General features: G+C 37.5%; 11 protein-coding genes. All 11 read left to right on the top strand.

The genetic code is table 11. The annotated features are described in order from the left end of the window. Nucleotides 1-6: 6 nt before the first annotated feature. The 11 genes from guaA to cas2e all read left to right on the top strand — a co-directional run bounded on the left by guaA (nucleotide 7) and on the right by cas2e (nucleotide 14,884). Nucleotides 7-1,542: a glutamine-hydrolyzing GMP synthase gene (gene guaA, locus BUB93_RS04625; protein WP_073269918.1), complete on the top strand. Its 1,536-nt coding sequence runs from the start codon at nucleotides 7-9 to the stop codon at nucleotides 1,540-1,542. Between the two features lie 277 nt (nucleotides 1,543-1,819). After that, nucleotides 1,820-5,023 carry a DEAD/DEAH box helicase gene (locus BUB93_RS04620; RefSeq protein WP_073269917.1) on the top strand — a complete coding sequence of 1,068 codons (3,204 nt, stop codon included), beginning with the start codon at nucleotides 1,820-1,822 and terminating at the stop codon, nucleotides 5,021-5,023. 74 nt (nucleotides 5,024-5,097) lie between these two features. Further along, the gene (locus tag BUB93_RS04615) at nucleotides 5,098-5,418 is read left to right on the top strand and encodes a hypothetical protein (protein WP_073269916.1); all 321 of its coding nucleotides are present in this window, start codon (nucleotides 5,098-5,100) and stop codon (nucleotides 5,416-5,418) included. Nucleotides 5,419-5,560: 142 nt separating this feature from the next. Next, nucleotides 5,561-8,314: a CRISPR-associated helicase Cas3' gene (cas3, locus tag BUB93_RS04610; RefSeq protein WP_159432065.1), complete on the top strand. Its 2,754-nt coding sequence runs from the start codon at nucleotides 5,561-5,563 to the stop codon at nucleotides 8,312-8,314. Then, complete coding sequence (gene casA / locus BUB93_RS04605; protein WP_073269915.1) at nucleotides 8,295-9,902, top strand: type I-E CRISPR-associated protein Cse1/CasA; 1,608 nt, start codon at nucleotides 8,295-8,297, stop codon at nucleotides 9,900-9,902. Before cas3 ends, casA begins: the two co-directional genes overlap by 20 nt. Beyond that, the gene (casB, locus tag BUB93_RS04600) at nucleotides 9,902-10,486 is read left to right on the top strand and encodes a type I-E CRISPR-associated protein Cse2/CasB (protein ID WP_073269914.1); all 585 of its coding nucleotides are present in this window, start codon (nucleotides 9,902-9,904) and stop codon (nucleotides 10,484-10,486) included. Before casA ends, casB begins: the two co-directional genes overlap by 1 nt. Before the next feature lie 29 nt (nucleotides 10,487-10,515). After that, nucleotides 10,516-11,607 (top strand): type I-E CRISPR-associated protein Cas7/Cse4/CasC, encoded by a 1,092-nt coding sequence (gene cas7e, locus BUB93_RS04595; protein WP_073269913.1) that lies wholly within the window; start codon nucleotides 10,516-10,518, stop codon nucleotides 11,605-11,607. Between the two features lie 17 nt (nucleotides 11,608-11,624). Then, a complete protein-coding gene (cas5e, locus tag BUB93_RS04590; RefSeq protein WP_159432064.1) occupies nucleotides 11,625-12,317 on the top strand; it encodes a type I-E CRISPR-associated protein Cas5/CasD in 693 nt (230 codons plus the stop codon). A gap of 3 nt (nucleotides 12,318-12,320) precedes the next feature. Then, nucleotides 12,321-12,977 carry a type I-E CRISPR-associated protein Cas6/Cse3/CasE gene (cas6e, locus tag BUB93_RS04585; RefSeq protein WP_073269911.1) on the top strand — a complete coding sequence of 219 codons (657 nt, stop codon included), beginning with the start codon at nucleotides 12,321-12,323 and terminating at the stop codon, nucleotides 12,975-12,977. Further along, complete coding sequence (gene cas1e, locus BUB93_RS04580) at nucleotides 12,978-13,979, top strand: type I-E CRISPR-associated endonuclease Cas1e (protein ID WP_073269910.1); 1,002 nt, start codon at nucleotides 12,978-12,980, stop codon at nucleotides 13,977-13,979. Then, nucleotides 13,976-14,884 carry a type I-E CRISPR-associated endoribonuclease Cas2e gene (gene cas2e / locus BUB93_RS04575; protein ID WP_073269909.1) on the top strand — a complete coding sequence of 303 codons (909 nt, stop codon included), beginning with the start codon at nucleotides 13,976-13,978 and terminating at the stop codon, nucleotides 14,882-14,884. Before cas1e ends, cas2e begins: the two co-directional genes overlap by 4 nt. Nucleotides 14,885-15,114: the final 230 nt, after the last annotated feature.

Raw genomic sequence — 15,114 nt, 5'->3', positions numbered from 1 at the left:
GGAAAAATGGAAAATCACGAACTGGTAATAGTGCTGGATTTCGGAGGGCAATACAATCAATTGATTGCAAGAAGGGTCAGAGAAGAGAAGGTTTTCTGCGAGATCCTGCCTTACGACACATCCATTGAAAAGATAAAAAAGAAAAACCCCAAGGGCATAATATTTACAGGGGGTCCTTCAAGCGTATATGCTGACAAGGCTCCTGCTTGCGACAAAGAGATATTTGAATTGGGAATACCCGTGCTTGGCATATGCTATGGAGCTCAGCTTATGGCAAACATACTTGGCGGATTCGTAGCAAGACCGGATATCAGAGAATACGGGAAAAAAGAGCTTCATATCCTTAAAGAAAGCAAGATTCTTAAGGGTGTTGGGGAAAGCTCCATCTGCTGGATGAGCCACACAGACTACATTAAGGATGTCCCACAGGGCTTTGCAGTTACTGCAAAGACGGAAACCTGTCCTGTAGCGGCTATGGAAAACGAAGAAAAGCGTCTATATGCAGTTCAGTTCCACCCGGAAGTAGAGCATACCCAATTTGGAAGACAGATTTTATCTAACTTCTTATATGACATCTGCGGCTGCTCCGGTGAGTGGACAATGGCAAACTTCGCCCAGGAAGAGATTCAAAAGGTTAAGGAACTTGTTGGAGACAAAAAAGTACTGTGCGCGTTAAGCGGCGGGGTAGACTCTTCCGTTGCATCCGTACTCGTACACAAAGCCATAGGGGACAATCTTCACTGCATCTTTGTAGACCACGGTCTTCTCAGAAAAGACGAAGGAGACCAGGTGGAAAAGATATTTAAAGAGCGTTTCCACATGAACTTCATCAGGGTAAATGCCCAGGAAAGATTTTTAAATAAGCTTAAAGGTGTATCAGATCCTGAGACGAAGAGAAAGATTATCGGAGAAGAGTTCATCAGGGTATTTGAAGAGGAAGCCCAGAAGCTTGAAGGAATAGACTATCTTCTCCAGGGAACAATTTATCCCGATGTAATAGAAAGCGGAACTAAAGACGCGGCTGTAATAAAAAGCCACCACAACGTTGGAGGACTGCCTGAAGACCTTGGCTTTGAGCTTATAGAGCCTCTTAGAGACCTGTTTAAAGACGAAGTTAGAGCCGTAGGAGAAGAGATAGGCATACCTAAAGACCTTGTATGGAGACAGCCTTTCCCGGGACCGGGCCTTGCAATAAGGATAATGGGAGAGATAACCCAGGAAAAGCTCGATATCTTAAAGGAAGCAGACTTCGTATTTAGAGACGAGATCAAAAAATCAGGCCTAGATCAAGAGATCTGGCAGTACTTTGCAGTGCTTCCCGGCAATAGAAGCGTTGGGGTCATGGGCGATGAGAGAACCTACGACTACACCATCGGACTAAGGGCTGTAACAAGCACCGACGGAATGACCAGCGACTGGGCAAGAATTCCACATGACGTATTGGAGAGAATTTCTACCAGGATAGTTAACGAGGTAAGCCACGTTAACCGTATAGTTTATGACGTAACGAGCAAGCCGCCAAGCACTATCGAGTGGGAGTAATGAAAACGTAGGCAAATCAAGGATTAAGAGTTTTAAGGTGTTTTAGAGGTTAGGAATTTTCATGCCACCTCTAAGACACTTTTTTTATTGAATTTTAGGAGGCTATGAAGAACGGATGTTACTTTAAAGGTAATTACATATTTATCGTATAGATTCAAGAAAAAGTTTAATGATGTAAATAACGTGTTGTAATTAGAGACTGAAGATGGGATAATAAGGATAAAGTTGAAAAAACGCATTTTGAGAACAAGATGACGCATAAAGCAGGTGAATTGCATTGAAAACAAATCTACCCATAGGAATCTATGAGCAAGTTATAAATGGATATATCCATCAAGAGCTGGAAAAACTAGCTCATAATCCTAAATTTTATATCGATAAAAGCTATATAAATGCGGTAACATCCCAGGATATGCTAGCTAATTACTTGGCAAAAATTCTTAGAGAAGTATTTACAGCTCTTGATCACAAAAACCATAAAATTGAAGACAGGTTAAGCTTGGCTAATGAGTTGATTCGTTATATGGCGAATTTTTTGTCTCAACAGAAAAGTCCTGATGTGGATTTAATTAAGCGGCTAGATAATTATTGGATCCAAAAAGAGGGTGAGATGCTTTTGGCTATTGCTGAAAGGAAAGCTGAGCATCTAGTTAATAAATCAAAAATGGAGTTAGTAAGACCTTCCACAAGTGTGGCAACTCAGAGTTTATTTACAGGTGCTGCTCATGAACCAAGAATGGAATCAGAAATCCGCAAGGAAATAGTTAGTTGCGAGCGCATTGACTGGTTGATATCTTTTGTAAAGTGGACAGGGTTGAGATTGGTTATGGATGAACTTAAGGAATTTACGGAACAAGGTGGAAAACTAAGGGTGATAACAACTTCATATATAGGAGCTACAGACTATAAAGCGGTTGATTGGTTGTCTAAGCTTTGCAATACTGAAATAAAGATCTCTTACGATACTGAAAGAACTCGACTTCATGCAAAAACATATGTTTTTTGGAGAAATACAGGATTTAGCACGGCATATATTGGATCATCAAATTTATCTGAAAGTGCCATGACTAGTGGTCTAGAGTGGAACGTAAAACTTTCAGAATATGACTCTAAACCTGCTATGCAAAAAATTGAGGCAACATTTGAGACGTATTGGAATAGCCCTGAATTTATGATCTTTAACCGCGAAACAGACGAAAACAGACTAAAAACCGCACTGTTAAAGGGAAAAGGAATCGAATCAAATGGTAATTCTGCAATGGATGTTCACTATTTTGATATATCACCACATCATTACCAACAGGAAATTCTAGATAAGCTAGAAGCCGAGCGACAGGTGCACGGCAATTTCAGAAACCTAGTAATTTCTGCCACTGGTACAGGCAAAACCGTGATTTCAGCATTTGATTACAAACGTTTTAATAAAGAAAATCAAAGAGCCAGGTTGCTATTTGTAGCCCACAGAAAAGAAATATTATCTCAGAGCTTGCAGTGCTTCAGAAATATATTAAAGCAGCCTAATTTTGGCGGTTTACTGGTTGATGGAATAAGACCTGAAAGCATAGAGCACGTTTTTGTATCAATCCAGTCTGTTAATTCGACAAAGTTTATTGAAACATTACCAGAGGATTATTATGACTTTATCATAGTAGATGAATTTCACCATGCGGCAGCACCATCCTACCAAGATCTGCTGAGGCACTTTAAGCCTAAGATACTCTTGGGTTTGACTGCAACACCTGAGAGAACAGATGGTCAGAGTATCTTTGACTACTTTGATAGTCCGGATGCAATTCAGCTGAGGTTGACCGAAGCTATCGAAAGAAAACTATTAAGTCCATTTCATTATTTTGGTGTAACTGACAGCATAGACTTTCGACATGTGAGATGGCAAGCAGGAAAGTATAATATGGAGGATTTAGAAAACCTAATAGTCTTAAGCGAACGAAGTGCCAAAATCCGCGCAGAACAAATAAAAATGGCAATAGGAAATTACGCCTTAGATTGGGCAGAAATTATAGGTATCGGATTTTGTGTCACAAAAAAACATGCTGAGTTTATGGCTAACTTTTTTAATGATTCAGGGATTCCTTCAGATTTTTTAACATCAGATTCCGATTTGAAAATAAGAGAAAGCACAAAACAGAGACTTGTATCCAAAGAGATTCACTTTGTGTTTGTAGTAGACCTATACAATGAAGGAGTAGACATACCGGAAGTGAATACCGTTTTGTTTTTAAGACCGACGGAAAGCCTTACAGTTTTTTTACAACAATTAGGAAGGGGACTTCGATTATCAGAAGACAAAGAAGCTCTCACAGTAATTGATTTTGTAGGGCAACAAAGGGCTGAGTATAATTTTGAAGAACGCTTTAGAGCTTTAATGAAACAGACAAAAGGATCTGTCAGTCAAGAAATTAAATCAGGATTTGTCCATGTGCCCAAAGGATGCGCTATATATCTGGAGAAGGTTGCACAAAAAACAGTTTTGAATCATATTTCAAATGCGGTCAACAACAAAAGGCAGGTACTTCGCAAGATAAGAGACTGGCAGGGGAAAGATTCCAAAAATAATTTCTTGGATTTTTTCATTCACTGGAACGTCAGTCCACTTGAGTTGTATAGAATCGATTCGAAAAAAGCTACACTATCTGGACTTTCCAATATGCCCGGTTCAAGCAGGGAACATGATAAAATGCTAAGCAACGGTTATGCGAGGCTTTCTCAAGTCAAGGCTGTGCATTGGTTGAAATGGTTATTGGATAACCTGCCCGATATTTATGCGGAGAGATTTGATTTAAGTACTATCAGAACGTCTCATTTGTCCAGTTTATATTTGGATATGCTCTATTACACATTTATGAACGAAGGTATAAATATGCTTGGAAAGGAATTTAATGAAGTTTTAGACATGCTGTTTGGGAAACAGTGTTATTTTGATGAGCTTATGTCGGTTATACAATTCACTTATGATCATCAAGATCAAGTAACGACGCCCATAGCCGAGCTTAATGGAGCACTTGAGCTTCACGGTGTTTATACAATAAATATGGTCCTCTCAGCTCTTGAAAAACACAATTATGAAAGACTGTATCCATTAAGAGAAGGCGTTCTCTACATTAACGAAAAAGAAATGGATGTATTATTTGTAACTTTAAACAAGAGTGAGTCTGACTATAGTGAAACTACTTTATATGATGACTATGCTATTAATGAAAAATTATTTCACTGGCAAAGCCAAAGTAGAACTACGGTTGAATCGACTACTGGTCAGCGTTATATTTCTCAGAAGAAAAGTGGGCGAAAAGTCTTGATGTTTGCTAGAAGTTATAAGAAGCAAAAGGACTATACATGCTTATATACTTGTTTAGGATTTGCCGATTATGTACGGCATGAAGGATCAGCTCCAATTAATATTATTTGGGAGCTTAGAAATCGGATGCCGGCAAAATTATTGGAACTAGCCAGTAAAGCAGAATAAGAGAGAAAGCAACAGGGACGGTTCCTGTTGCTTTCTAAATTTTAATATGTTGATTTCCACTTGAGGTGAATAAGATGCCAAGATTAGTTAGAAAAGCTAGCCCCACAAGTATGATGAGAGGAATAAATAAAGATAAGATTTTCAACGAGTACAGGGATAAGATATTCTTTGAAGAACTAATGGGGACCCTTTTAAAAGAAAGTGAAGTGCAAATAAGGGTAAGGGTAAAAAGGGACACTTCCCAACCAACCGTCAAAACTGACATTAGATTTGAGAAGTGTCCCTGTCGAGTCTTTTTCAAAGCTCATGACAACCATCTTAACATATCGAGGGCTACTACGAGGAAAGCATATCACCACAATCAGGAGTTTAGTCACAACTTTTCTGGACGTTGATGAAAATTAACAACAGAAACTTAAATTAGAAATTTATTTTCCAAAAATAGAGATTTAGCTATTAAATATGGTAAAATACACTTATATAATATAAATAAGTGCGATGATACAAAAGTTAAGTTTGACTTCAAGGGGGGGGAACTTGATATCTGAGATGGCTAGAAGCTTGTGGGCAAAAAAAAGTAAAGATCAAGAATTGATGTGGCTTCCATTAGTATATCATATGAAAGATGCAGCCATGATGGCAAAAAAAATATGGAATCTATGGATTCCAGAGGGTGTAATAGAAGTTATAAATGATGGTATTGCAGATAAATCTGAGGCAGAAAAGCTTTTTGTTTTTTTATCGGCGGTTCATGATTTAGGAAAAGCGACTCCTGTTTTTCAAGCGAAATCTAATTTGCTGCATAGTGAATTAGAATCATTTATTTTCAATCAAATATATGATTCAGGGCTACCTATAAAACCCTCAGCATATTTTAAAAGAGCAATAAAAACACCACATGCATTAGCAACATATAAATTATTAGAGCAATTTGGTTGTAACACAAGCATATCGTCCGTAGCAGGCTCTCATCACGGTAAACCACCTGAAAACGAGATATTAATAAATAGTGGAGTTGGAATATATGCTGAAAACTTCCATTTAGGAAAAGAAGGTTATAGACAATGGACTAACGTTCAACAAGAATTGATTGAATATTCACTTGAATTAGCAGGGTTTTCATCAATAAAAGAACTACCAAGTCCTCAAATGTCAGCGCAAGTATTGCTAAGTGGGTTGATTATAATGGTAGATTGGATTGTTAGCAATGAAAAATATTTTCCACTAATAAGAATTGATGAGTTGGATGATTATAATGCTCGCTCAAGAATTGAATATGCTTGGGATACATTGTTGTTAACTGATCCATGGAGAGTTGGTAGCAAATGGATTCAAACAGACTTTTTTCAACAACGTTTTGATTTTATGCCTAATGAACTTCAAGCAACTGTTTTAAACGAATCAAAGAAGATAGAATCTCCTGGGATCATGATAATAGAAGCTCCAATGGGTGTAGGGAAAACAGAAGCAGCACTTGTTGCTGCAGAGATATTTGCATCAAAAAGTAAAAGAAAAGGAGTTTTTTTTGCGCTTCCAACTCAATCAACTTCAGATGGGATTTTTCCTCGGATATTAAAATGGGTAGAAAAACTTGATTGTGATGACTTTCAGTCACTTCGTTTAATGCATGGTAAAGCTGAATTTAACGAATTATATCAAAAGATTAGAGAAAATGAGAACGATAGCAGCAGTGTGTTTGTTCATGAATGGTATGAAGGACGAAAAAAAAATATGCTTGACGACTTTGCTGTAGGTACTATCGATCAGCTACTCCTGGCAGCCTTGAAGCAAAAGCATGTGATGTTGAGGCATCTGGGTTTAGCAAATAAAGTTGTAATAATTGATGAGTGTCATGCCTATGATGCGTACATGTGTCAGTATCTATCAAGAGCTTTGAACTGGTTGGGAGCATATAGAGTCCCTGTAATTGTTCTATCTGCTACGCTAACTACAGATAAGCGAAGAGAAGTTATCGATGCATACTTAAATAAGGCCTCCTATAAAAAAAATCAGTCAGATCCATTAAATAGAGGTAATATTAAGGATAGTAGTTTGCCTGAGTGGAGTACAAGTTTTAATTACCCAATTATAACATACACAGAAGGAAATAATGTTTCCCAAATAGATGTTGGCATAGACCAAAAATCAAAAACCGTTCAAGTGGACTATCTGTCAGACAATGATCTTTTTAAAAAGCTGAACGACCTGATATCGGATGGAGGTTGTGCAGGTATAATTGTAAACACAGTTAGTAGAGCGCAAAAAATTGCAAAATTGCTGAGTGAAAAGTTCGACGATAATATTGTGAAGCTTTATCATTCTAGGTTTTTAGCGCCTGATCGTGCGGAGAAGGAGAGACTTATTATATCAGAACTTGGGAAACCAAGCAAAGAAAAAGTACGACCTTATAAAAGAATTATCGTCGGGACACAGGTGCTTGAACAGTCTCTTGACATTGATTTTGATGTCTTGATTACTGATATTTCACCGATGGATTTGATTTTACAACGTATTGGTAGATTGCACAGGCACTCGAGAGAGAGACCCGAAAAGTTAAAAGTTGCTCGGTGTTTTTTAACTGGTATTATAGATGGAAAATTTGAAGAAGGTACAGAAAAAGTATATGGTGAATATTTGCTCTTGCGTACACGTGATTGCATTCCTTCAAAAATATTATTACCGGATGATATTTCTCAGTTGGTACAAAAAACATATGCAAAAGAGGGAAGTTTTTTAGAAAAATCTAATTATACAAAGGCGTTTTCAGATTACAAAAAACGAATACAAGATAAAATTCAACGTGCGAACTCTTATAGAATAGATAGACCCTGGGTTGACGGAGATATGAAAAGTTGGCTTCAAACCTATGTAGGCGAAAAAAGTGGTGAAGCTGCGGTCCGTGATGGAGATGAATCTATTGAGGTGTTGGTTGTTCAAAAAGACAGCTCAGGTAGGATTCGATATTTACCATGGATTGAAAATGGTCGTGAATTACCGAAGTATGAAGTTTTAGATAAGTATTCAGCTCAAGTATTGGCACGTTGCAGAATTAGATTACCATCTGTATTGTGTGCACCATGGAATATTGATAAAACCATTGAAGAACTTGAGTTATTGGCTCAAAATGAGTTTCTAGAGTGGTTATATTCACCATGGCTCTCAGGGGAATTGTTTTTAGTGCTAGATAGTAGATTGGTAGCTAAAATAGGAGAGTATTTTCTGTTTTACAGTCAAACTTATGGATTGTACTACGAGAAGGAGGAGCGGTTGAATGAAGGAAAAAGAATTTAATTTATTGAATGAACCGTGGATTGCCGTTATAAAACATAATGGTCAGAAGGAAGAAGTGTCTCTTGTGACGGTTTTCGAGCGTGCTCATGAATGGAAAAGATTGGCTGGTGAAATGGATAGTCAAGATATCGCAGTCCTACGATTGTTATTAGCTATACTACATGCAGTTTTTAGTAGATACGATTTAAGTGGCAAGTTTGAACCAATAAAATCCCCAAGTGAAGCACTGTGGAGATGGAAGAGTTTATGGGATAAAAGAACTTTAGATGTGCCAATTATTAATGAATATCTAAATATGTATAGCGATCGTTTTTGGTTGTTTCATCCAGAAGCACCTTTTTATCAAGTGCCAAATTTAGAAAATGCCACGGAATACACTGCTGCAAAACTAAATGGAATCTTATCAGAGAGCAACAATAAATTGCGTTTATTTCCACAAAGGTCAGGTGATGAAAAAACAGCGCTAAGTTATCCAGAAGCAGCGCGATGGCTTTTGTACATAAATTCCTTTGATGATACTTCTGCTAAACCTAAAGAGAAAGGATTGCCTAGCCCTGGTGCTGGATGGCTAGGGAAACTAGGATTGATAATTGCTGTAGGTGATAATTTGTTTGAGACACTACTTCTGAACATGATATTTTTAAAGGATGGATTAAATGAATTGTGGGGGAAAGAATCGCCTATATGGGAAAATCCAGTGAGAACAGGTGAAAGAGTTGAAATATCGATACCTGACAACCCCTCCGAATTGTTAACAATACAATCTAGGCGCTTGCTACTAAAGCGTCTTGATGAAAAAATAATTGGTTTCTCGTTGCTTGGAGGAGAATTTTTCCAAAAAGAGAACGCTTTTGCAGAACAAATGACAGTTTGGAAAAATACAGCTAAAAAAGAATCAGACTCACCTGTATATCAGCCGAAACGACATGATCCAGCACGTCAGATTTGGAGGGATTTTTCTACTATAGCAGTCCAAAGACAAGGGAAACAACGTCCAGGAGTTGTCAGTTGGATAGCACGTTTAAAAGCGGAAAATATAATTCCATTATCACTGTTTCGATTTCAAACGGTATCGTTAAAATATGCTGACAAAGATTTTTTTGTAGAAGATTTGTCAAGTGATATGATTGCGTTTAGCTCTGATTTATTGACGTATCTAGGAAATGAATGGTTAAGCCGTATTGTAGACGAAATTGAAATTACAGACAGGCTTGTTCAGCAGGTTGGAATACTTGCTCAAAATGTTGCTAAAGCAAAAGGGGATATCAACGTAAGAAATTGTAGGGATTTTGCAAAACAGCAAGGTTATTATCGTTTGGATTTGCCATTTCGTAAATGGTTAAGCAAAATAGATCCGATTAATGATGAAATGAACGATGTTTGTAATGAATGGTGGGAAGAAGAAAGAAGAATAATACGTAGACTGGGAAATGAGTTGGTTGAACAAGCTGGAGTTAAAGCTTTTATTGGCCGTATTGTTATTGAAAATGGAAAAGAAAATAGATATGCAGCACCAAAGGCGTTTAATCGTTTTCTATACAATACAGCAAGCCAAGAGGTTTTGAAATTGAAAGGAGATAAATATTAATGTATGGTGAAGCCAAGAAAGCGAGTGAATTTGTAAGACAAAAGATAAACTATTTGAAAGCAAACAACAACGATTCTCTGACTAAAGCTACACTTGCCAAACTTCGTCGAGGAATTGGGAAAATACCAGGAAGCCAACCTGAGTTGTGGGATGTAACATTAAATGGATTGCCAGTATCATTAAGCAGCATCAGCGAAGAACCATCCATTGGGGAGTGGTCAGTACACACCGCTTTATGTCTTTATGCATTGCACCAACAAGGTAAGGATATTAAGAATCAATGTATGCATAAGACTGATAAGACTTTGGGCTTGGCTGTTAAACAACTTATTGATAAGGATAAAAACAACGAAGTCTCAGTGATGAGAAGATTTCATATAGTAGCGTCTTCAGATACTCGGGAAAGATTTATTTGGCAGTTAAGAAGTTTGGTTCAACTCATGAAAAATAAAGACATTCCATTGGACTACGCAAGATTGGCTAGAGACATTTACTTATTTCAAATCCCCGATTTTAGGGATGGTGTGCGTCTGCAATGGGGTCAAGACTTATATAGAATGCAGATAGAAGGTGAATTTAAATAAAATAATGAAAAATAAGGAGAGATGAATCGATGAAAAGCAACAGGTTGTATTTGGATATGCATATTTTACAGACGGTCCCCCCAAGTTGTATCAACAGAGATGATACCGGAAGTCCCAAAACTGCGATTTATGGTGGAGTTACACGAGCGAGGGTTTCTTCTCAAAGCTGGAAAAGATCTATGCGTTTGATGTTCAAAAATTTGTTCGACTCTGATGATTTAGGGTTTCGAACAAAAAAAATTGTAGAGTTGGTGGCAAAACAAATAGCTGATCTAGGTTATGAAGGAGATTCAGAAAAATTGGCGACCCAACTTTTAATCAATGCGGGGTTGAAAATAAAGTCTGTTGACAAGGGAACTGATTCATTGTTCTTCATAAGCATGGCGCAGGCCAAATCTATAGCTAAATTAGCAATGGAAAATCCTGAGGTGGCAGGTGAAAAACCATCAAAAAAGGATAAGGAAAAATTAAAGGGCGCTTTGAAAGAATTACCTGGAGTTGACATAGCATTGTTTGGTCGTATGGTAGCAGATGTTCCACTTCTTAATACAGATGCTTGTGCTCAAGTAGCGCATAGCATATCTACCCACAAGGTTACGAACGAATTTGACTACTTTACTGCTGTTGATGATATATCTGATAAAGATAATGCTGGAGCAGGTCATATAGGGACTATAGAATTCAACTCATCAACATTGTATCGATATTCCACGGTTGCAGTTCATGAATTGTTTAAATATCTTGGAGAGGGCTCTATAAATGCAATACGTCAGTTTATTTACGCATTTGTCTATTCAATGCCTACAGGTAAACAAAACACTTTCGCTAATCGTACACTACCTGACTCATTGATGATATCATTGAGGAAAGATCAGCCAATTAATTATATTGGTGCATTTGAAAAACCAGTGACAGCAGGAGATAACGGTTTAATGATAGCTTCTTCACAAGTATTAGCCAAGCACATTTTAGATTCGTATAAAACATTTGCAAGCAACCCCCAAAAAACTTTTGTTACTGGTGAGTCATTAGCTGAACTCGCAAAGCCTCAATCGTTTGAAGACTTGTTAATGTCTGTTGAATATGAACTATCAGAGTCATTAAGAAGCCTAGAGGTGTAAAAATGAGCACTCTATTGATGCGCCTGGCTGGACCTTTACAATCTTGGGGGGTTGAATCTAAATTTGAAAAAAGAGGAACAGATAGAGCCCCAAGCAAAAGCGGAATTATAGGCATGATAGCTGCAGCGATGGGAAGAAGGAGGAGTGAGACTATAGAAGATTTGTTAGAACTTAAATTTGGGGTTCGAGTAGATCAAGAAGGGGTATTGCTTAAAGATTATCAGACGGTTAAAGGAGAAAAACCATATGTGACAAATAGATATTATTTGTCAGATGCTATCTTTTTAGTCGGACTTGAGGGGAATATAAATTTGCTTGAAAAAATTGATACAGCATTACTCAAACCCGCTTTTCCGCTGTATTTGGGAAGACGTTCATGTCCGCCCGAAGGCATAGTATCATTAGGTATTAAAGAGCAAGTAAGTCTAAAAGATGCTTTAAACAACGAACCCTGGTTGGTGAGCGAGTGGAGAAAAAAAAGAAATCAGAACAAATTGAATTTAAGAATATTAATAGATTCAAATATTGAGGACGATGAAGTTTTGTTTCAAAGAGACTTGCCGATTTCATTCAATCAGAGCAGACGAGAATATGGGTTTCGCCAAATAACTGAATACGTTCAAAATATTCAGCGGTCAAATGATGGAGAAAATATAGAAAAATATGGTATAACTGACCATGATCCATTATCTGCTTTTGAGGAGGAGTGAAGTGTGTACCTGTCCCGAATAATCTTAAATATTAATAAAAGAGACACTATCAGAGCTATGAGTTCACCACAAATTTTGCATGGAGCTGTTGAATCCAGTCTTGGGTTTGTGCGAAATGAAAGTGAACGTACATTGTGGCGATTAGATATATTAAATGGACAGTGTTGTCTATTAATTCAAAGCTGCAAGATACCTATTTTTGAACAGATTAATGAACAGCTTGGATTTGGTTTAGAGAATAATTTGTGGGATGCAAAAGAGTTAAATAACTTATTTAATAGGTTGGATAATAATCAACTATGGAGATTCCGTTTGAGGGCGAATCCTGTTTACAGCAAAACAAAAAATAGAATTGAAACAAAAAAAAGAGGAAAGGTTGTAGCACATGTAACAGCTACTCAACAAAAGGACTGGTTAATCGAGCGTTCTCAACGAAATGGGTTTTTAATTAATAATGATTCGTTTGACGTTGTCTTTACAGATTGGAAAAAGTTTCGTAAAAAGAATGGAAACGAAGTTACCTTGCGTATTGCGGATTTTGAGGGTGTATTAAAAATCCAAAATATAGAAAGATTTAAGAATACTATAATATCGGGAATAGGTAGAGGTAAGGCTTATGGTTGTGGTCTTTTGACCATAGCGCCATATGAAGGTGATTAAATGAATAATTATAATGGTATTGAAAAACCAGAAATTCAAACATTGCCTACTATGAAGGATAGGATATCATTTCTTTATGTTGAAAAAGCTGTTTTAAATAGAAATGATGGAGCGATAACGGTAACAGATGCTAGAGGGACTGTCAACATACCTTCTGCATCGCTAGGGATATTACTACTTGGACCTGGCACAAAGATATCTCATAGAGCTATTGAACTTATAGGAGACTCAGGAACTAGTGTAGTATGGGTGGGGGAAAGAGGTGTTCGATATTATGCCCATGGACGCCCACTAACAAGCTCCTCTCGTTTATTAGTAAGGCAAGCGGAGTTGGTTTCAAATGTACGTTCAAGGATAGAAGTTGCGAGAAAGATGTATCAAAAAAGATTTCCTAATGAAGATGTTTCATTGTTAACAATGCAACAACTGCGTGGAAGGGAAGGAGCACGTGTGCGTGCAGTATATCGCAACGAATCAAAGCGAACAGGTGTTGTCTGGAATGGACGAGAATATAATCCACATAATTTTGAAAATAGCGATGTAGTTAATATGGCTTTATCTGCTGCGCATGCATGTCTATATGGTGTAGCACATAGCGTGATTGTAGCGATGGGATGTTCACCAGGATTAGGATTTATTCACACTGGCCATGAACGATCGTTTGTGTACGATATTGCGGATCTTTACAAAGCGGAAATAACAATTCCTATAGCTTTCGAGGTTGCAGCAGAAAATCCTAGTGATATCAGTTCAATTACTCGAAGAAGAGTCCGGGATGCGATTTTTGATGGAAGGTTATTAAAAGATATGGTTTCTGATTTGCGGGAATTGCTGTTGGAAAATGATTCGGAGGATAATGAACTGGGAGTAGACATTTTAAACCTTTGGGATGATAAGAAAGGTTCTGTGCCGCATGCAATCTCATACGGAAAAGAAGACGAGTATGAAGATCAGGAACTGATGGAGGATGGATACGGTACAATTTTGGAGGATGAAGAATGATAGTTGTCTCAATAGTAGATTGTCCATTGGCACTAAGAGGTGATTTGACAAAGTGGTTGTTTGAAATAAATACTGGAATTTATGTTGGGCAAGTTAGTTCAAGAGTACGAGAAGAACTATGGAAACGGATTAAAGAAAGCGCGAAAACTGGACGTGCTACAATGGTTTTAAGCACAAATAACGAGCAAGGAATGGATTTTCGAGTTCATAACAGTGATTGGGAACCAATAGATTTTGATGGTCTAAAACTAATGTTGAAGCCTAGCCCAGCGCGCTTGAAAAAGAAAGATGCGACAAAGTTAGGATTTAGTAGTGCGGGAAATATGCGCAAAGCAAAGAGAATGACAAAACGAAATCAAGCATTGAAAGAAATTCCTGAGGATTATGCTGTAATTGACTTGGAAACTACTGGATTGTCTTTAACTGAAGATGAAATCATTGAAATTGGTGCAATCAAAGTTTGCAAAAATGTAGTGATTGACGAGCTTAATTTTCTAATCAAATTAAATCACAAAATACCGGATTCAATAGTTGAACTCACGGGGATAAGTAATTCGGAAATAAATAAGGTAGGAGTAGAATTAAGAGAGGCTATTTTATGTTTGATAAGTTTTATCGGTGAATTGCCATTAGTATTGCATAATGCTGATTTTGATTTAAAATTTCTGAAAACCGCAAGTGAAAAACATAAATTACCAATAATATTAAATACTTGCTTCGATACATTAGCCATCGCTAAACGAACATTAATAAATGTAGAAAACTATAAGCTTGGTACGTTATTGAATTATTTTGATATAAAGTATGAGAGTAAACATAGAAGCATAGGAGATTGTTATTCGACATACTATTTGTTAGAGAAACTGAAAAAAATCGGAAAGGACAGAGAACAAAAAAGGCTATAAACAGGAGGTTTTTAAGTGTATTCCCCGCGCAAGCGGGGGTGATCCTCGCATACCCGTCCGAGACGGCAAAGTGGTAGAGTATTCCCCGCGCAAGCGGGGGTGATCCTAAATAATTAGCATTTGCATTTGATAATATAACGTATTCCCCGCGCAAGCGGGGGTGATCCGTCTTCGGACCGGGCACCCCGTCTTGGGTCAAGGTATTCCCCGCGCAAGCGGGGGTGATCCGT

Source organism: Alkalibacter saccharofermentans DSM 14828, from assembly GCF_900128885.1.
GTDB lineage: Bacteria > Bacillota > Clostridia > Eubacteriales > Alkalibacteraceae > Alkalibacter > Alkalibacter saccharofermentans.
This window is presented reverse-complemented; position numbering and strand designations above follow the sequence as displayed.